Consider the following 18,141-nt stretch of genomic DNA (forward strand, 5'->3'; position numbering starts at 1 on the left):
GAGGAATTGACATGGGAAAAAGAATACTAATTGTAGACGATGCAGCATTTATGAGAATGATGATAAAGGATATTTTATCAAAAAACGGCTATGAAGTGGTAGGAGAGGCAGCTGATGGTGCCCAAGCTGTAGAAAAATATAAAGAGCTTCATCCTGATTTGGTGACAATGGATATTACGATGCCAGAAATGGATGGGATTACAGCCCTGAAAGAAATAAAAGCAATTAATGCAAATGCAAAAGTCATCATGTGTTCTGCTATGGGGCAGCAAGCAATGGTTATCGATGCTATTCAAGCTGGAGCAAAAGATTTCATCGTTAAACCATTTCAAGCTGACAGAGTAATTGAAGCCATTCACAAAACATTGGCGTAGAGGTGTTCCTTTTGTGTGTGAAAAAGCGTCACATCATGATATTGGTGACAGTTATTTTTATGGTCACCTTGCCATTTCAACAGGTAGCATTTGCAGTTGGAGATAGCGTTCGGGATGCCTATGATAAAGAAAAACCCTCAGGGGAAAGTAGTGATCCTGATGAAAATAACATCTCGGATTCCGAACCTGTTGACAAGGAGCTGGTGGCCAATGCTCCTTCTGTTACATTTTTTGATTTTATCAAAATGATATTTGCATTAATGTTTGTGCTTGCACTGCTTTACCTTGCGCTGAAATTTATCAATAAGCGAAATAAACTTGGTGGTACAAGGGCAATAGAGACAATAGGTGGAACGAGCTTAGGAGCTAACAAGTCACTTCAGCTTGTTAAAGTAGGGGACAACATCTTAGTAGTGGGTGTTGGAGAATCTATCAGTCTATTGAAGGAAATTACTGATGAAGAGGAAAGAAAACGCATCCTAACATCCTATCAAGAGCAAATAGATTCTCAAGCGTTACCACCAAATCTATTAGCGAACATATCGGATAAATGGAACCATTACCAAAAAGCAAAACGTACCTCCACTTTTTCCTCTTTGTTAAAAGAGCAGCTTGGAAAAATATCAGAAGACAGAAAGACTAAAATGAATGATATGCAAAACAAGGAAGGATTTAAGAAATGATTGGTTTTATTGAATTATTCAGTGGAAATGAAGCATCCACTGTTTCAAGTTCTATCCAATTACTATTACTATTAACTATTTTTTCCTTAGCACCTGCTATTCTCATCTTAATGACAAGCTTTACACGAATCATTATTGTGTTGTCCTTTGTAAGAACTTCTCTTGCAACACAGCAAATGCCACCAAATCAGGTGTTAATCGGACTTGCCTTGTTTTTAACGTTCTTTATCATGGCGCCGACCTTTGCTGAAGTAAATGATACCGCTTTGCAGCCTTTGTTTAATGAAGAGATTTCTTTAGATGAAGCCTACGAACGGGCAAGCATACCAATGAAAGAGTTTATGAGTAAGCATACAAGGCAAAAGGATTTGGCGTTGTTTATGGATTATGCCCAAATGGAAAGGCCGGAAACGATTGAAGATATTCCTTTGACTGTATTAGTTCCAGCTTTCGCAATTAGTGAATTAAAGACAGCCTTTCAAATTGGGTTTATGATTTTTATTCCATTTCTAGTCATCGACATGGTGGTAGCAAGTGTGCTTATGAGTATGGGTATGATGATGCTTCCGCCAGTAATGATTTCTTTGCCCTTTAAAATCCTTCTTTTTGTGTTAGTAGATGGATGGTATTTAATCGTGAAGTCTTTATTGCAAACATTTTAATACGAGGTGTAAACATGAGCCCGGAATTTGTAATCTCAATGGCTGAAAGAGGCGTGTATACGATTCTGTTGATCAGCGCCCCTCTTTTAATACTGGCTCTAGTTGTGGGGTTAATTGTCAGCATTTTTCAAGCAACAACACAAATACAAGAGCAAACCCTTGCATTTATTCCGAAAATTGTTGCAGTACTTGTGGGGTTGGTTGTATTCGGACCGTGGATGTTGTCCACCATGCTTTCTTACGCATTGGAAATTTTCAATAACATTCACCGATTTGTAAACTAGTACTATGCTAGAATGGATTAATTATTTTCCGGCATTTTTACTGGTACTAACGAGAGTAACAGCCTTTTTTGTCACGCTCCCACTCTTTTCATATCGGAATGTTCCTGCCACTTTTAAAGTGGGATTGGGATTTTTCTTTTCACTTGTAATGACATTTTCGATGGATCTACCTGTTTTAGGAATTGATGGTGCATATATATTCCTTGTTATCAAAGAAATGATGATTGGGCTATTAATCGGGCTGGTTGCCTATATGGTTCTTGCCGCCATACAAATCGCAGGTGGATTTATTGATTTTCAAATGGGTTTTGCTATTGCCAATGTTATTGATCCGCAAACAGGCATTCAAAGTCCAATAATCGGTCAATTTTTCTATATGTTTTCTTTGCTGTTACTACTTTCAGTCAATGGACATCATCTTATGCTCGATGGAATTTTCTATAGCTATGAGCTCATTTCTATAACGCAGTCATGGTTACCTCTTGGAGAGGAAGCGGTATTTGAAAGAGTTTTAAACACCGTGAATGGGATGTTTGTGATCGCCTTGCAAATGGCCCTCCCAATCGTTGGAGTGTTGTTTTTAGTAGACGTAGCTCTTGGAATTGTCGCACGAACGGTTCCACAGCTTAATGTGTTTGTCGTTGGGTTGCCCCTAAAGATTGGCGTTAGTTTTGTGACAATCATCTTTTCCCTGACGATCCTTTTTACCCTTTTCTATAAGTTGTTTGAAATGATGCTTCATACCATGAGAGGTTTGATGGAATTGCTTGGAGGTTTCTAAATGGCAACAATGCTGAAATTAAATTTACAATTTTTTGCTGGTGAGAAAACCGAAAAAGCTACTCCGAAAAAAAGGCAAGATTCAAGGAAAAAAGGGCAGGTAGCTAAGAGCTCTGACGTAAACACAGCTATTGTGTTACTCGCTGTTTTTCTTTGTTTACTTGCAATCGGACCTTGGATGAAAAACGGTGTGTTGGCTCTTTTTGTTCAATCTTTTCAAACTAATATGTTAGAGGAAGTAACCCCAGATAAAATCCATCTAATATTTATTGATATTTTGCTTGAATTAATTTGGATTGTCGGACCCATTATGCTTGCAGCAATTATTGGAGCACTCGTTGCAAACTTTCTGCAGGTGGGACCATTGTTTTCAACAGAAGCCATTCAAATGAAATTGAATAAGCTTGATCCGATTCAAGGGTTTAAGAGGATTTATTCCGTTCGTGCTATTGTTGAATTTGTAAAATCCATGCTGAAAATTGTCGTGGTTGGTGTTATTACTTTTGCGATTTTATGGTTTAGTCTTGATGAGGTGCTGATTCTCTCACAAAAAAATATTCATGAGGCATTATCGTTTCTAGGTTCGCTTACCATTCGAATGGGATTGTTTGCAGGCGGCGCGTTGTTGTTTTTATCTGTTTTTGATTATTTATATCAAAAATATGATTTTGAAAAAAACATCAGAATGTCTAAGCACGATGTGAAGGATGAGTATAAGAAAACAGAAGGGGATCCGTTAATTAAATCAAAAATAAAGCAAAAGCAGCGGGAAATGGCGATGCAGAGGATGATGCAAGATGTTCCGAATGCGGATGTAGTCATTACCAATCCAACGCATTATGCTATCGCATTAAAATATGACGAGTCAAAAGGGGATGCCCCAATCGTTCTTGCAAAAGGTGTGGATTATGTTGCGAAAAAAATTAAAGAAAAAGCAGCAGAGCACCAAGTTGTGACCATAGAAAATAAACCACTGGCACGTTCCCTATATAGTCAGGCTGAAATCGGTGATGCCATTCCTGAAGAGTTCTTTGGAGCAGTTGCAGAAATTTTAGCTTATGTTTATCGATTAAAAAACGAAGTAAAGTAGAGTCGAAAAGGAGAGATAGAAAAAGATGTCAGCAAGAGATTTATCCGTTTTACTTAGTGTCATCCTGATTATTGCCATGTTAATTATTCCATTTTATCCATGGATGCTAAGTATCTTTATTATTATTAATATCTCCCTTGCTCTAATTGTACTGTTAACAACGATGAACATTCAGGAGCCTTTGCAATTTGCAATTTTTCCTTCATTACTATTACTACTGACCTTATATCGGCTAGGATTAAACGTTTCTACCACAAGATCCATTCTGAGTGAAGGAACTGCGGGTACTGTTGTAGAAACGTTTGGTACATTCGTTGTTGGAGGAAACGTTGTGGTAGGATTGGTTGTTTTTATTATCCTCGTTGTCATCCAATTTGTTGTTATTACAAAAGGAGCCGAGCGTGTATCAGAAGTTGCTGCACGATTCACTCTTGATGCGATGCCTGGTAAGCAAATGAGTATTGATGCTGATTTGAATGCAGGAATGATATCAGAGCAGGTTGCCAAAGAAAGACGGGAAAAAATTGCGAAAGAAGCCGATTTTTATGGAGCGATGGATGGTGCCAGTAAATTTGTAAAAGGGGACGCAATCGCAGGAATTATTATCGTCTTTATCAATGTTATCTTTGGAATTGTAATAGGGATGGCGCAAATGGGTTTAAGCTTTGGAGAATCGGCTCAAAAATTTACGCTTTTAACGGTAGGGGACGGCATAGTATCTCAAATTCCTGCCCTCTTAATTGCGACTGCAACAGGTATTGTCGTAACGAGAGCATCCTCTGAAGGGAATCTTGGTGGAGATATAAGCAAGCAATTATTTGCTTATCCTCAAATGCTGTATGTGGCAGGTTGCACAATATTGTTGTTAGGGATTGTCACTCCAATTGGACCACTCCTTACTGCACCTATTGCGGCACTTATCATCGTTGGTGCGTATCTAATAAGTAAAAAACAAAAAGAAAGTGCCTTTGTAGAAGAAGAGCCAGAAGAAGAGGTAGTATCTGATGAAATGCGGAGTCCAGATAGTGTTGTAAATCTATTGTCCGTTGATCCTATCGAGTTTGAGTTTGGTTATGGACTGATTCCACTTGCGGATTCCAAACAAGGTGGGGACCTTCTTGATCGGATTGTTATGATAAGAAGGCAATTAGCACTTGAGCTTGGCTTGGTTATCCCCGTTGTTCGAATTCGGGATAATATACAGCTTCAGCCTAACGAATACAGATTGAAAATAAAAGGCAATGAAGTAGCAAAAGGAGAACTACTTCTAGACCATTACCTTGCCATGAGTCCAGGAATGGAAGAGCAAGTGATTGAAGGTATTGATACGATAGAACCGTCTTTTGGCTTACCTGCTAAATGGATAAGTGAGGAGCTTAAGGACGAAGCAGAAATGTATGGGTATACGGTGGTAGATCCTCCATCGGTAGTCTCCACCCATATTACAGAAAAAATGAAGCAGCATGCCTACGAACTTCTTGGCAGACAGGAAACAAAGCAACTTATTGATCATTTAAAGGAAAACGCACCAATACTAGTAGAAGAAGTAACACCATCCCCTCTATCCGTTGGTGATGTGCAAAAGGTGCTTGCAAAACTATTAAAGGAAAACGTCTCTATTAGAAACTTACCTATCATTTTTGAAACATTAGCAGACTATGGAAAAATGAGCTCGGATACTGATCTGCTTGCTGAGTATGTTAGGCAGGCGTTAAGCAAACAAATTACCAACCAGTATGTAGTGGAAAATGAAACCTTTAAAGTTGTCACGCTTTCTGGAAAGATAGAAAAAATGATTGCCGATCACATCCAACAAACAGATCATGGAAATTTTCTTTCCTTAGATCCTAACCGTGCCATGGATATAGTACAAAAAGTGGGAGAACAAATGGAGCAGTTTACTATTTATGAACAAACACCGATTTTATTGTGTTCACCTGCTGTAAGAATGTATGTAAAACAATTACTAGAGAGGTACCTGCCACAAGTTCCGGTTATCTCTTATAATGAATTAGAAGCCAGCATTGAAGTACAAAGCATCGGGGTGGTGAATGTGGAAGGATGAAGGTGAAAAAATACAAAGCAGATACCATGCAAGAAGCGATGGAGCTTGTCCGGTTAGAGTTAGGGAATGATGCAGTCATCTTGAACTCAAAAGCTGTAAAAACAAACAAATTTTTTGGTCTGGTCACGAAAAAAAGTGTCGAAGTAATTGCTGCTGTGGATGATGTTGTCATGGAACAGAACATAAAAAGTAAGCATTCTGCACGTAATGAGGTACCTCCACAACCTAACAATATTTCTTCCTTTGAACAAGAAAAGCTTTTAGACAGCATCCAGGAAATGAAAAGGATGATGAAGCACTTAACAAAGAATGCAGGCAGAAATCCGGATGTACCTGATTATTTAATCCTGCTGGAAGAAAAGGTGACCAAACTTGATTTAGATCCATCCTTTACAGAGGAGATAAACGATTACCTCTATCGTATGTGGCAAAATAATCATCCGAGTTTACAAGAATTGTTAGAGCATACGGAAGAAAAAATGCAAGAAGCGATTTCCGATGTTTATTTTGAGAATCGGTCATTTCTGCAAAAATACATTTGCCTTGTTGGTCCTACCGGAGTAGGGAAAACTACAACACTTGCTAAGCTTGCAGCAACTGCGAAATTAAAGCATGGGAAAAAAGTAGGCTTTATCACTACTGATACCTACAGGATAGCAGCTATAGAACAGTTAAAAACGTATGCAAATATTTTAGAGGCTCCTATTGAGGTTTGCTATTCCGCTGAAGACTTTCATAAAGCAAAGATGAAGCTAACTGACTTGGATGTGGTGTTTATTGATACAGCAGGAAGGAATTATCTGAATAAACAGTACGTAAAGGAATTAGAAGAAATCCTGAATTTTGGGGATGAAATGAGTACTTTTTTAGTCTTGTCTTTAGCCTCTAAAGTACAGGACATGAAAAAGATTACCGAACAGTTCTGGGATATTGGAATTGACCAATTTATTTTTACCAAAATGGATGAAACGACAGGACCTAGCGCTTTGTTTGAAATGACGAGGCATTATAAAAAAGGGACAGCCTTTGTTACAAATGGACAAAACGTTCCAGAGGATCTTTTAGAGATGACAAAGGATAAGATGGTGGATTGTGTCATTGAGGAACTAAAAATATGATTGATCAAGCTCAGTCTTTAAGGGATAGCATGAAAAGTTTAGGTAGTGATCAAGGCAAGAAGGAAGCAAAAACATTTGCCGTTATCAGTGGCAAGGGCGGAGTAGGTAAATCGAATTTTTCTCTAAATTTTTCGCTAGCACTTCAAACAAAGGGCTATAAGGTATTGTTACTAGATTTGGACATTGGGATGGCAAATATTGATGTCCTTATGGGAATGACGCAGAAATACAGCATTGTCGATTTATTTGAGCGAGGACTTACCATAGAAGATATTACTAGAAAAGGTCCTGAAGGGCTTTCTTATATTGCAGGAGGCTCAGGTCTAAGAGATATTTTCTACTTTAATGAACAAAAAAGAAATCAATTTTTCTTACAGCTTCAACAAATTTCCGTTAACTATGATTTTATTCTTTTTGATATGGGAGCTGGAATTACCACTGAAAGCAGAAAAATAATATTATCCTGTGATGAAGTATTTGTCCTCTCAACGTGTGAACCAACATCAATGACAGATGCCTATTCGGCAATTAAATTTGTTTGTAGTCATCCTGAAGCGGATTCTATTAAATTTCAACTTCTTATTAACAGAGCCATTGATTCCTTTGGAGCAAAAAGCACAGCTAGAAGGTTGAATTCTGTTGCAGCAAAATTCCTAAAAAAAGAACTTTGTTATATTGGCTATTTACCAGATGACAAACATGTACCGAAAGCTGTAATGGAACAAACGCCTTTCTTCCTAAGGTTTCCATCATGTCAGGCAAGCAAAGCATTAAAAAAGCTCACTTCTACATACCTAAGTAATAATACAGTTCAAACGGTCATTGAGTCACAAAACTTTTTTACAAAGTTGCGTAGTTTATTTGGATAGGATGGAAGGAGAGAGAGTAAAGGATGAAAAAAGTAAAGGTACTCATTACAGATGATTCTATCTTTATGAGAAAGCTTTTGTCCGATATGCTGTCAAAACACCCTTCCATTGAGGTGATTGCGACGGCAAATAACGGCCTAGATGCGCTAAACAAAATTAATGATTTTGCACCAGATGTAGTCACCTTGGATGTTGAAATGCCGAAAATGGACGGACTAGAAGCGTTGAAAAAAATCATGAAAGAGCACCCTCTCCCCGTGATTATGTTATCAAGCACAACCTTAACGGGTTCCTTGAATACCATTGTTGCGATGGAATATGGGGCAGTAGATTTTGTTGCCAAGCCTTCGGGTGCCATTTCATTAGATATACATAAAGTAAAAGAGGAATTAGTAGAAAAAATACTTCTGGCCTCCAAAACGAATATAAAAACGTTAAAAAATTTCTCTGAAGAGAATAAAAATATACCCTTTGCAATAACAGGTAATAGTAAAATAGAACTATTAGAAAAGACAAGCGAAAATAAGAATACACTCGTTTGCATTGGTACATCGACAGGAGGACCTAGAGCACTACAAACCATCTTAGCTTCGCTTCCTGAATCGTTTCCTGCACCAATATTAATTGTCCAGCACATGCCTAAGCATTTTACCAAATCATTAGCTAATCGCTTAAACACGATGAGTAACATTACTGTGGTGGAGGCAGTACATAATCAAAAGGTGGAAAATGCAACTGCATACATTGCACCGGGTGATTACCATATGGGCATAGTTAAAAAAGGCAGAGATTTGTATATACATCTACATGACTCTCCTCCGTTAAAGGGGCACAGACCATCTGTTGACTTTCTTTTTACATCGGTAAATCATCTGCAAAACTATCAAAAAATTGCAGTTGTGTTAACTGGAATGGGAAATGACGGTACGGAGGGTATCCGTTTATTGAAGCAAACTAAACCACCCAATACAATCTGCATCGCAGAGTCAGAGGAAACGGCTGTTGTATATGGGATGCCTAAGGCCGCGCTTCACACAGGGCTAGTAGATGAAGTACATCCCATCAATGATATTGCAAAAAAGATCCACCAATATACTATTAAATAGGGGTGCGAAGTATGGATTTAAACCAATATTTAGATGTTTTTCTGGAAGAAAGTAAAGAGCATTTGCAGGAGATAAATAATAAGCTTGTGGAACTTGAAAAGTTTCCAGGAAATCTTGAACTTGTAAATGATATTTTTCGTTCCGCGCATACCTTAAAAGGGATGTCTGCGACGATGGGATATGAGGACCTTGCAGCATTGACACATCAAATGGAAAACGTCCTAGACTTAATTCGCAATAGTAAACTAACGGTTACTTCTGACTTGATTGATGTTATTTTTCAATCTGTAGAGCTTCTTGAAGAGATGGTACTGTCCATTTCACAGGGTGGAGATGGGAAAAAAGATGTGAAAGAGGTTGTATCACTCCTTGTAAAAATTGAAAAAGGTGATGCTATTAGCGCTTCAAGCACTCCTAAAAAAAGTGAAAATGCAGAACACTCTTATGATTCCTACGAACTAACTATTTTACAACAATCAGAAGAACAAGGATATTCGCCGTATGAACTTACCATTACACTTCGCAAGGACTGCTTATTAAAAGCTGCAAGAGTATTTATGGTGTTTGAAGTGTTAGAAGGTTTAGGTGAGGTGATAAAATCCCATCCTTCTGTTGACATGCTGGAAGAAGAAAAGTTTGAGCAAAGCTTTCAGGTAACGATCGTGACGAAAGAAGATACAGATTCATTGAAAGCAAAAATAATGAAGGTGTCTGAGCTAGAAAGTGTAAACATTCATAAACTAGATGTTGCCACTTTGACAGAGAAGGATTCAGACAATTTCGATTCAGAAAGTGCCATTTCTGAAGCTGTTGCTGCCAACACGGAGGTTGCTACCACAGCAGTCCCTGCTAAGGAAGAAAAAACAGCAACCTCAAAAGTAGCAGCTGGGAATAAAACTATAAGAGTCAGTATCGACCGTTTGGACGCTTTGATGAATCTTTTCGAAGAGCTTGTCATTGACAGAGGCAGATTGGAGCAGATCTCCAAAGATTTAAATGAAGGAGAGTTATTGGAAACCGTAGAGAGGATGTCTAGAATCTCTAATGATTTGCAAAACATTATCTTAAATATGCGGATGGTGCCAATTGAAACAGTCTTCAATCGTTTCCCACGGATGGTACGACAATTAGCAAGGGACCTTGGAAAAAAGGTCGAAATTGAGATTGAAGGGGCAGAAACAGAGCTAGATCGGACTGTGATGGATGAGATTGGAGATCCTTTAGTCCATCTACTACGTAATGCCATTGATCATGGGATAGAAAAACCTGAAGTACGTGTGAAGAACGGAAAGCAAGAGGAAGGTACCATTATTCTAAAAGCCTACCATAGCGGAAACCATGTATTCATTGAAATTATTGATAATGGGGCAGGTATTTCCCGTGATAAAGTGCTAAAAAAAGCGATTGGAAATGGGGTAATATCCCAGCAAGATGCCGACAGAATGTCTGATCTAGAAGTGTATCAGCTTATCATGTCCTCTGGATTCTCTACTGCAGAAGTAATTTCTGATATTTCTGGTAGAGGTGTCGGCCTGGATGTTGTGAAAAACACCATTGAATCACTTGGAGGCAATATAACGATTACTTCAACAGAAGGGCATGGAACGACATTTTCCATTCAATTGCCTTTAACATTGTCCATTATTTCTGTTTTATTAACGGAAGTCGGAACGGAAAAATATGCCATACCACTTTCCTCTATTATAGAGACATCTATTATTAAAAAAGAAGAAATTGTGACTGCGCACAATCAGAAGGTTATTGATTTTAGAGGGAAAATTGTTCCTGTAATCTATTTAAATGAAGTGTTTCAGGTGGAACAGGCAAGCGACCTGAATGAGGATTATTATTCTCTTGTTCTTGTAAAAAAAGGAGAAAAAACGGCAGCGCTGGTTGTGGATTCGTTCATTGGCCAGCAAGAAGTTGTACTTAAATCTTTAGGGCAATACTTAAGCACTACCTTTGCCATAAGTGGAGCTACGATTTTAGGGGATGGACAAGTTGCGCTCATTCTCGATTGTAATGCCTTGATAAAATAAGTTAAAAAGAGAATGGGAGGCAATGAATCATGCAGGATACCGCTCAAATGTTAAAACTAATCGTATTTGAACTAGGTGACGAAGAATATGCCATTCCTGTTCATCAGGTAAGGTCTATTGAAAAGTTAATGAAATTTACCAGAGTTCCCAATGTGCCTGCTTTTATAAAAGGTGTAATAAATCTTCGAGGTGTGATTACCCCCATCATTGACCTTAAAAGTAGATTGGAAATGGAGGAGAGTCCTCCTTCCCATTCTTCTAGGATAATTATTACAGTAGTAGATGATATTGAAGTTGGTTTTATTGTAGATGCAGCAAATGATGTGGTAGATATTACAGAAGAAGATATCGAACCTTCACCAGAAGTAGTGGGGACAGTTGCCAAAAAGTATGTACAAGGTGTTGTGAATGTGAACAAAAGGCTGTTCGTGTGTTTGGACTTATCCGAAATTTTGCAAATGAATTACCCTAAAGGTAGCGATAATGAAAAATAAGTCAGAGAATTTAGTAGAATTAGATCTTTTAAAGGAATTAGGCAATATAGGGTCAGGAAATGCAGCAACAGCCCTTTCCCAACTTCTTAATAAAGAAGTGACCATGAATGTTCCTCAGGCAAAGGTTGTTAATTTTAACGAAATGATGGAACTTATGGGTGGATCAGACAGGCCTGTTGCGGCTGTTTTTCTTAGAATGGAAGGAGAGCTCTCCGGAAGCTTGTTTTTTGTTCTTTCCATTGATGATGCCACGAAACTTATTAATCAACTGATCCCAGATAAAGAGATGAAGGTTGAGAACCTGGCAAATCATGAACTTGGGCTATCTGCTCTCCAGGAATTAGGAAATATTATATCCGCACATTATTTGACGGCGCTTTCAGATTGTATTGGAATAATGGTCACTCCATCTGTTCCAGAGGTAACTATTGATATGGTTGGTGCGATCGTCGTGACTGCACTTCTTGAAATTTCGGAAGCAAGCGAGCAGGTCATCTTTATTGATACAGAGCTAACAGAAACGACCGCGGAATATACGGAAAAAGCAAAAGGACATTTTTTTCTCATTCCTTATCCAGATTCCTTTGAGAAAATCTTAGCCTCATTAGGAGCGGTATAATGTTAGAGATGGGAACAGTCGTTAAGGTTGGTATTGCTGAGTGTGAGGTCATTAAAGAGCCACAGTTGATTCGTACATCCGGCCTCGGCTCTTGTGTGGGTGTAGTGATTTATGATAATACAGTAAAAATTGCGGGAATGGTGCATGTCATGTTGCCAGATTCGAAGCTAGCAAGAATGTCTTCCTTTAATCAATATAAATATGCGGACACTGGAGTGGTGCAATTGGTTCAAAAGTTGATAAGGACTGGAACCAAAATGACTAGCTTAAGAGCAAAAATTGCCGGTGGCGCACAAATGTTCCAATTTAAAGGAGCAAGCAATGATTTAATGAGAATTGGACCTAGAAATGTAGAAGCTGTAAAAACCAAACTAGCGGAGCTACAAATTCCATTGCTTAGTGAGGACTGTGGTGGAAATAATGGAAGAACGATAGAGTTTAATCCTGACAGCGGTGTTCTTATGATTAAAACCGTCAATAAAGGCATTAGCTATATCTAATCATTTTTAGGTTTTAGGAATATATAAGGAGGAAAGCCATGACTACTACAACGAACGAGTCCTACTATTGGAGCTTATGGAAAACAAAAAAAGATGCAGACGCTGGTGATTTCCTTGTGAGAAAATATATGCCACTTGTACAATATCATGTGCAACGGATAGCTGTAGGGCTTCCTAAAACTGTAAAAAGAGAAGAAATTAAAAGCTTAGCCTTTGTAGGGTTATTTGATGCCATTGAAAAATTCGACCCGACAAGAGATTTAAAGTTTGATACATATGCTTCCTTTCGAATTAGGGGTGCCATTATTGATGGCCTAAGAAAAGAGGATTGGCTTCCTAGAAGCGTGCGGGAAAAAGCCAAAAAAATTGAAGCGGCAATGGAAGAGCTGGAACAAGAGTTGATGCGAAATGCTACCTTAGAGGAGGTTTCTAAACAAGTTTCCATGCCACAAGATGAAGTTTCAACCGTGATTCATGAAGTATTTTATGCGAATGTGTTATCCATGGATGACATGCCTAAGGATCAAGAAGAATCACACCACGGCACTTACATCCTAAAGGATGAAAAAACATTATCCCCCGAAGAAGAAGCAATTAAATCAGAAGCAGTTCATCAGCTTGTGCAAGAAATAGAATCTCTCTCTGAAAATGAAAAGCTTGTGGTTAGTCTTTTTTATAAAGAAGAATTAACACTTACTGAAATTGGTCAAGTTCTAGGTTTGACTACTTCAAGGATTTCTCAGATTCACTCCAAGGCGATCTTTAAGTTAAGGAAGCAACTTGAACCAGTATGGTAGAAGAAATGCATCAATAAAGGTGTGATAGAAACAGTGATTATTTTTACCATTATAAACTTCATATTAATACTACTTGTCATCTTGTTCACCATTATTCTCTATAGTAAATTTTCGAATGTTCAACGACTTGAACAAGAATACCGACAGCTGTTGTCAGAAGCAGAAGAGTCGATATCTGGATTTATCATGGAGTTAAAGGAAGAAAATGACCGCTTTTTAAAAAATATGACGAACAAAAACGGTGAACGAGAAGTGTCCAATGAAAAAAACACTTCTCAACACTTCCATGAAATAGAAGAGAATCTTACCCTAACGGATGTTACGGAGCTACTTTCAGAAAACAATAATGAGTTAAATAAAGAACCAAAAGAAATGTCATTTGAGGAATTAAGTCTAAAGGAACAGGCAATTCTGTTACGTGAAAGAGGCTATTCTATTGAAGAAACAGCAAGAAAGTTAAACAAGGGAAAAACAGAAATCGAGCTTTTATTGAAATTTCAGCACTGAGTTGCATTTATAACTTGATTGTAAAAAGTGATTGTGATATATTTATTTTCGGTGTTATAAATACACACGTTTACCGATTTGAGCAATGGTGCTGAATTTCAGTTTTGCTTAGAGATGACGTAAACGGAGGACAAAAAACCATTAGGAGGAAAAAACATGTCAGTAATTTCTATGAAGCAATTATTAGAAGCTGGTGTACATTTCGGACACCAAACTCGCCGTTGGAACCCAAAAATGAAGAAATTTATCTTCACGGAGCGTAACGGTATCTACATCATCGACCTTCAAAAAACAGTAAAAAAGGTTGAAGAAGCATACAACTTTGTAAAAGAGCTAGCTGGTAACGGCGGAACAGTATTGTTCGTTGGTACGAAAAAGCAAGCACAAGATTCTGTGAAAGAAGAAGCAGAACGTTCTGGAATGTATTATGTTAACCAACGCTGGTTAGGTGGAACACTAACTAACTTTGAAACAATCCAAAAGCGTATTTCTCGTCTAAAAGCTATTGAAAAAATGCAAGAAGACGGTACGTTTGAAGTACTTCCTAAAAAAGAAGTTGTTATGTTAAATAAAGAGCTTGAGCGTCTTGAGAAATTCTTAGGCGGAATCAAGGACATGAAAGGTCTTCCTGATGCATTGTTCATCATTGACCCACGTAAAGAGCGTATCGCTGTTGCGGAAGCTAGAAAATTAAACATCCCTATCGTTGGTATTGTAGACACTAACTGTGATCCAGACGAAATTGATGTTGTTATCCCTGCAAACGACGATGCAATCCGCGCGGTTAAACTATTAACAGGTAAAATGGCAGACGCTATCCTTGAAGCAAAACAAGGCGAAGAAACTGCTACAACTACTGCATAATTTGATGTTTTAGAAAAGGTGATAAGGGGGGTAAGCCTTTTATCACCTTTTTTTGGAAATAAGCTTAAATGAAACTTTTTACATACCCTAAGGAGGACGAAAAACATGGCTGTAACTGCTCAAATGGTAAAAGAACTACGCGAAAAAACTGGCGCAGGTATGATGGACTGCAAAAAAGCGTTAACAGAAACAAACGGAGATATGGAAAAAGCAATTGATTTCCTACGTGAAAAAGGAATCGCTAAAGCTGCTAAGAAAACAGATCGTATCGCTGCAGAAGGATTAACTGCAATCGCGACAAACGGTAACGATGCAGTAATCTTTGAAGTAAACTCTGAAACTGACTTTGTTGCGAAAAACGAAGGCTTCAAAACACTTGTAAGTGAGCTAGGTGAATTCCTTCTTGCGAACAAGCCTGAGTCTGTTGAAGTTGCTTTAGAAACAAAGATGTCTAACGGATCTACTGTAACAGAACATATCAATTCTGCAATTGCTAAAATTGGGGAAAAATTAACGCTTCGTCGTTTTACAGTTGTTACAAAAACAGATGCTGATGCATTTGGTGGCTACCTTCACATGGGTGGACGTATCGGAGTTCTAACTCTACTTGAAGGTACTACGGATGAAGCTGCGGCGAAAGATGTTGCAATGCACATCGCAGCAATCAATCCTAAATATGTATCTCGTGACGAGGTTTCTGCTGAAGAAACGGAGCGTGAGCGTAAAGTATTAACGGAGCAAGCACTAAACGAAGGCAAGCCTGAAAACATTGTGGCAAAAATGGTAGAAGGTCGTCTTGGAAAATACTTCGAAGATATCTGCCTACTTGATCAATCTTTCGTTAAAAACCCTGACATGAAAGTACGTCAGTTTGTGGAAAGCAAAGGCGCTACAGTGAAATCTTTCGTTCGTTATGAAGTGGGCGAAGGTATTGAAAAGCGTCAAGACAACTTTGCTGAGGAAGTAATGAGCCAAGTTAAAAAATAAGAGGAACAACGATGTATAGAGAGGAACACTTTTGTGTTCCTCTTTTTAGGAAAACGATATTCTTTGTTCACTTGTTGAAAATTTCGAATCCTTTTATTAACTGGAGGTTATTATGGCTCAAGCAAAATATCAGCGTATTGTATTAAAATTAAGTGGAGAAGCGCTTGCAGGTGAACAAGGCTTCGGAATTAATCCAACTGTCATCAAATCCGTTTCAAAACAAGTAAAAGAGCTAACAGAACTTGGCGTGGAAGTAGCGGTTGTTGTTGGCGGTGGCAATATCTGGCGTGGAAAAGTAGGCAGTGAAATGGGTATGGACCGTGCTTCTGCTGACTATATGGGTATGTTAGCAACAGTAATGAATTCTTTAGCTCTTCAAGACAGCCTTGAAAATTCTGGCGTACAAACGAGAGTGCAAACATCCATTGAAATGCGTCAGGTAGCAGAGCCTTATATTAGAAGAAAAGCAATTCGCCACCTTGAAAAGAAACGTGTTGTTATTTTTGCAGCGGGTACAGGAAATCCGTATTTCTCAACTGATACAACAGCAGCATTAAGAGCTGCAGAAATTGAAGCTGATGTTATTTTAATGGCTAAAAATAATGTAGATGGCGTATACAGTGCAGATCCTACTGTTGATGCGTCAGCAACAAAATATGATACGTTATCCTACTTAGATGTACTTCGTGAAGGCCTAGCTGTAATGGATTCAACAGCGTCATCCTTGTGCATGGATAATGATATTCCTATTATTGTTTTCTCCATTATGGAGGAAGGAAATATTAAACGAGTGGTTCTTGGTGAAAATATCGGAACGATTGTAAGGGGGAAATAGACATGGCAGCTCAAATTATTAACGCAGTAAAAGAAAAAATGGAAAAAGCAGTACAAGCTTATTCTAGAGAATTGGCGAGCATTCGTGCTGGTCGTGCAAGTGCTGCACTTCTAGATAAAGTAACAGTTGATTATTATGGTGCGCCAACTCCGGTGAATCAACTAGCATCATTAAACGTGCCAGAAGCGCGTCTATTAGTTGTTCAGCCTTATGACAAATCTTCTTTAGGTGATATTGAAAAAGCAATCATTAAAGCTGATTTAGGTCTAAATCCAACGAATGATGGGACAGTCATCCGCATTAGCATTCCTGCATTAACGGAAGAGAGACGTAAAGAATTAGTGAAACAAGTGAAAAAATCCTCTGAGGATGCTAAAGTAGCAATTCGTAATATTCGTCGTGATGGAAACGATGATCTTAAGAAGGCTGAGAAGAATGGCGAGATCACAGAAGATGAATTACGCGGATATACCGATGACATTCAAAAGCAAACAGATTCTTTCATTGCAAAGGTAGATACTGTAACGAAAGAAAAAGAAAAAGAAATAATGGAAGTATAAGCAATTTCCATGTAAAATAGAAAGATAGAAAAGACCCTCTAATGTTTACAGGGGGTTTTTTTGTTAATACTGTTACTATAAATGGACGCTTGTCTATTTATCTCTAATGGAGGATTTTTATGCTGAAGAAAATACAAGAGTGGAGAGGCAAAGAAACCTCTAAATCATTTAGCTTAAAAGAAGAGATTCTGAAGCACCCTATCCCCGAACATATTGCAATAATTATGGATGGAAACGGGAGATGGGCAAAAAAGCGTGCACTTCCTAGAGTAGCTGGACATCACGAGGGCATGAAAACTGTTCGAAAAGTAACGAAGGCGGCAAATAGCTTAGGTGTTAAAGTTCTGACAATGTATGCTTTTTCCACAGAGAACTGGAAGAGGCCCAAGCTTGAAGTCGATTTTCTGATGAAGCTTCCCGAAGAATTTTTAGGAACATTCCTACCAGAATTAATGGAGGAAAATGTCCAAGTAAGATTAATGGGAAACAAAAACGATCTGCCAGAACACACACTTAGGGCTGTAGAAAATGCCATGGAAAAAACGAAAGACAATACAGGCCTTATTTTAAACTTTGCGTTAAATTATGGAGCACGCGATGAAATACTCCGTGCTGTAAAAGATGTAGCAGTTGATTTGAAGGAAGGGAAAATCTCCTCTGATCAACTAACGGAAGAGATGTTCGGTGAATATCTTTTCAGCAATTTATTACCAGACCCAGATCTCTTAATTCGTACAAGCGGTGAAATAAGATTAAGTAATTTTATGCTGTGGCAATTAGCCTATGCTGAATTTTATTTCACAGACGTGTTATGGCCTGACTTTGATGAACAAAACCTCTATGAGGCCATCAACAGTTTCCAAACACGTGGACGAAGATTTGGTGGTATATAAGAAGGTGTTGGACAT

Annotated in this window: 21 protein-coding genes; all 21 read left to right on the forward strand. The window is 38.3% G+C overall.

Annotated elements, in window-relative coordinates; genetic code table 11:
* Positions 1–11: 11 nt before the first annotated feature.
* Positions 12–374, forward strand: coding sequence for a chemotaxis protein CheY (locus FIU87_RS09210; RefSeq protein ID WP_152444321.1), 363 nt, complete (start codon positions 12–14; stop codon positions 372–374).
* A gap of 17 nt (positions 375–391) precedes the next feature.
* A complete protein-coding gene (gene fliO, locus FIU87_RS09215) occupies positions 392–1,057 on the forward strand; it encodes a flagellar biosynthetic protein FliO (RefSeq protein ID WP_152444322.1) in 666 nt (221 codons plus the stop codon).
* Positions 1,054–1,719, forward strand: coding sequence for a flagellar type III secretion system pore protein FliP (gene fliP, locus FIU87_RS09220; RefSeq protein WP_152444323.1), 666 nt, complete (start codon positions 1,054–1,056; stop codon positions 1,717–1,719). The genes fliO and fliP overlap by 4 nt, the downstream gene beginning before the upstream one ends.
* A gap of 14 nt (positions 1,720–1,733) precedes the next feature.
* Positions 1,734–2,003 carry a flagellar biosynthesis protein FliQ gene (gene fliQ, locus FIU87_RS09225; protein WP_152444324.1) on the forward strand — a complete coding sequence of 90 codons (270 nt, stop codon included), beginning with the start codon at positions 1,734–1,736 and terminating at the stop codon, positions 2,001–2,003.
* A gap of 4 nt (positions 2,004–2,007) precedes the next feature.
* Positions 2,008–2,784: a flagellar biosynthetic protein FliR gene (gene fliR / locus FIU87_RS09230; RefSeq protein ID WP_152444325.1), complete on the forward strand. Its 777-nt coding sequence runs from the start codon at positions 2,008–2,010 to the stop codon at positions 2,782–2,784.
* The gene (gene flhB / locus FIU87_RS09235; RefSeq protein ID WP_152444326.1) at positions 2,785–3,873 is read left to right on the forward strand and encodes a flagellar biosynthesis protein FlhB; all 1,089 of its coding nucleotides are present in this window, start codon (positions 2,785–2,787) and stop codon (positions 3,871–3,873) included. It abuts the gene before it with no gap.
* 25 nt (positions 3,874–3,898) lie between these two features.
* The gene (gene flhA, locus FIU87_RS09240; protein ID WP_152444327.1) at positions 3,899–5,938 is read left to right on the forward strand and encodes a flagellar biosynthesis protein FlhA; all 2,040 of its coding nucleotides are present in this window, start codon (positions 3,899–3,901) and stop codon (positions 5,936–5,938) included.
* A 2-nt stretch (positions 5,939–5,940) separates the two neighbouring features.
* Positions 5,941–7,056 (forward strand): flagellar biosynthesis GTPase FlhF, encoded by a 1,116-nt coding sequence (flhF, locus tag FIU87_RS09245; RefSeq protein WP_172971005.1) that lies wholly within the window; start codon positions 5,941–5,943, stop codon positions 7,054–7,056.
* Entirely contained in the window at positions 7,053–7,925 is an 873-nt protein-coding gene (locus tag FIU87_RS09250) for a MinD/ParA family protein (RefSeq protein WP_152444329.1), read from the forward strand. The genes flhF and FIU87_RS09250 overlap by 4 nt, the downstream gene beginning before the upstream one ends.
* A 23-nt stretch (positions 7,926–7,948) precedes the next feature.
* Positions 7,949–9,031 (forward strand): protein-glutamate methylesterase/protein-glutamine glutaminase, encoded by a 1,083-nt coding sequence (locus tag FIU87_RS09255; protein ID WP_152444330.1) that lies wholly within the window; start codon positions 7,949–7,951, stop codon positions 9,029–9,031.
* 11 nt (positions 9,032–9,042) lie between these two features.
* Positions 9,043–11,070, forward strand: coding sequence for a chemotaxis protein CheA (locus FIU87_RS09260; protein ID WP_152444331.1), 2,028 nt, complete (start codon positions 9,043–9,045; stop codon positions 11,068–11,070).
* A 29-nt stretch (positions 11,071–11,099) separates the two neighbouring features.
* Positions 11,100–11,564, forward strand: coding sequence for a chemotaxis protein CheW (locus FIU87_RS09265; protein WP_152444332.1), 465 nt, complete (start codon positions 11,100–11,102; stop codon positions 11,562–11,564).
* Positions 11,554–12,183, forward strand: a complete 630-nt coding sequence (locus tag FIU87_RS09270; RefSeq protein ID WP_152444333.1) for a chemotaxis protein CheC — start codon at positions 11,554–11,556, stop codon at positions 12,181–12,183. Before FIU87_RS09265 ends, FIU87_RS09270 begins: the two co-directional genes overlap by 11 nt.
* Positions 12,183–12,683 (forward strand): chemotaxis protein CheD, encoded by a 501-nt coding sequence (locus FIU87_RS09275; RefSeq protein ID WP_152444334.1) that lies wholly within the window; start codon positions 12,183–12,185, stop codon positions 12,681–12,683. The genes FIU87_RS09270 and FIU87_RS09275 overlap by 1 nt, the downstream gene beginning before the upstream one ends.
* A 38-nt stretch (positions 12,684–12,721) precedes the next feature.
* Entirely contained in the window at positions 12,722–13,480 is a 759-nt protein-coding gene (locus FIU87_RS09280) for a FliA/WhiG family RNA polymerase sigma factor (protein WP_152444335.1), read from the forward strand.
* Positions 13,481–13,501: 21 nt separating this feature from the next.
* Complete coding sequence (locus FIU87_RS09285) at positions 13,502–13,987, forward strand: hypothetical protein (protein ID WP_152444336.1); 486 nt, start codon at positions 13,502–13,504, stop codon at positions 13,985–13,987.
* 156 nt (positions 13,988–14,143) lie between these two features.
* The gene (rpsB, locus tag FIU87_RS09290) at positions 14,144–14,851 is read left to right on the forward strand and encodes a 30S ribosomal protein S2 (RefSeq protein ID WP_152444337.1); all 708 of its coding nucleotides are present in this window, start codon (positions 14,144–14,146) and stop codon (positions 14,849–14,851) included.
* Between the two features lie 105 nt (positions 14,852–14,956).
* The gene (gene tsf, locus FIU87_RS09295; protein ID WP_152444338.1) at positions 14,957–15,838 is read left to right on the forward strand and encodes a translation elongation factor Ts; all 882 of its coding nucleotides are present in this window, start codon (positions 14,957–14,959) and stop codon (positions 15,836–15,838) included.
* A gap of 112 nt (positions 15,839–15,950) precedes the next feature.
* Positions 15,951–16,673, forward strand: coding sequence for a UMP kinase (pyrH, locus tag FIU87_RS09300; RefSeq protein WP_152444339.1), 723 nt, complete (start codon positions 15,951–15,953; stop codon positions 16,671–16,673).
* Positions 16,674–16,675: 2 nt separating this feature from the next.
* Positions 16,676–17,233, forward strand: a complete 558-nt coding sequence (frr, locus tag FIU87_RS09305; protein ID WP_152444340.1) for a ribosome recycling factor — start codon at positions 16,676–16,678, stop codon at positions 17,231–17,233.
* 119 nt (positions 17,234–17,352) lie between these two features.
* Positions 17,353–18,126 (forward strand): undecaprenyl pyrophosphate synthase, encoded by a 774-nt coding sequence (locus FIU87_RS09310; protein ID WP_152444341.1) that lies wholly within the window; start codon positions 17,353–17,355, stop codon positions 18,124–18,126.
* Positions 18,127–18,141: the final 15 nt, after the last annotated feature.

This window comes from Bacillus sp. THAF10, assembly GCF_009363695.1.
GTDB lineage: Bacteria > Bacillota > Bacilli > Bacillales > Bacillaceae_I > Sutcliffiella_A.

Bases quoted from the DNA above. Each gene is read 5' to 3' on its own strand.
- FIU87_RS09210 (WP_152444321.1), top strand. From the start codon at position 12: ATGGGAAAAAGAATACTAATTGTAGACGATGCAGCATTTATGAGAATG.
- fliP (WP_152444323.1), top strand. From the start codon at position 1,054: ATGATTGGTTTTATTGAATTATTCAGTGGAAATGAAGCATCCACTGTT.
- fliQ (WP_152444324.1), top strand. From the start codon at position 1,734: ATGAGCCCGGAATTTGTAATCTCAATGGCTGAAAGAGGCGTGTATACG.
- fliR (WP_152444325.1), top strand. From the start codon at position 2,008: ATGCTAGAATGGATTAATTATTTTCCGGCATTTTTACTGGTACTAACG.
- flhB (WP_152444326.1), top strand. From the start codon at position 2,785: ATGGCAACAATGCTGAAATTAAATTTACAATTTTTTGCTGGTGAGAAA.
- flhA (WP_152444327.1), top strand. From the start codon at position 3,899: ATGTCAGCAAGAGATTTATCCGTTTTACTTAGTGTCATCCTGATTATT.
- FIU87_RS09250 (WP_152444329.1), top strand. From the start codon at position 7,053: ATGATTGATCAAGCTCAGTCTTTAAGGGATAGCATGAAAAGTTTAGGT.
- FIU87_RS09255 (WP_152444330.1), top strand. From the start codon at position 7,949: ATGAAAAAAGTAAAGGTACTCATTACAGATGATTCTATCTTTATGAGA.
- FIU87_RS09260 (WP_152444331.1), top strand. From the start codon at position 9,043: ATGGATTTAAACCAATATTTAGATGTTTTTCTGGAAGAAAGTAAAGAG.
- FIU87_RS09265 (WP_152444332.1), top strand. From the start codon at position 11,100: ATGCAGGATACCGCTCAAATGTTAAAACTAATCGTATTTGAACTAGGT.
- FIU87_RS09270 (WP_152444333.1), top strand. From the start codon at position 11,554: ATGAAAAATAAGTCAGAGAATTTAGTAGAATTAGATCTTTTAAAGGAA.
- FIU87_RS09275 (WP_152444334.1), top strand. From the start codon at position 12,183: ATGTTAGAGATGGGAACAGTCGTTAAGGTTGGTATTGCTGAGTGTGAG.
- FIU87_RS09280 (WP_152444335.1), top strand. From the start codon at position 12,722: ATGACTACTACAACGAACGAGTCCTACTATTGGAGCTTATGGAAAACA.
- rpsB (WP_152444337.1), top strand. From the start codon at position 14,144: ATGTCAGTAATTTCTATGAAGCAATTATTAGAAGCTGGTGTACATTTC.
- tsf (WP_152444338.1), top strand. From the start codon at position 14,957: ATGGCTGTAACTGCTCAAATGGTAAAAGAACTACGCGAAAAAACTGGC.
- pyrH (WP_152444339.1), top strand. From the start codon at position 15,951: ATGGCTCAAGCAAAATATCAGCGTATTGTATTAAAATTAAGTGGAGAA.
- frr (WP_152444340.1), top strand. From the start codon at position 16,676: ATGGCAGCTCAAATTATTAACGCAGTAAAAGAAAAAATGGAAAAAGCA.
- FIU87_RS09310 (WP_152444341.1), top strand. From the start codon at position 17,353: ATGCTGAAGAAAATACAAGAGTGGAGAGGCAAAGAAACCTCTAAATCA.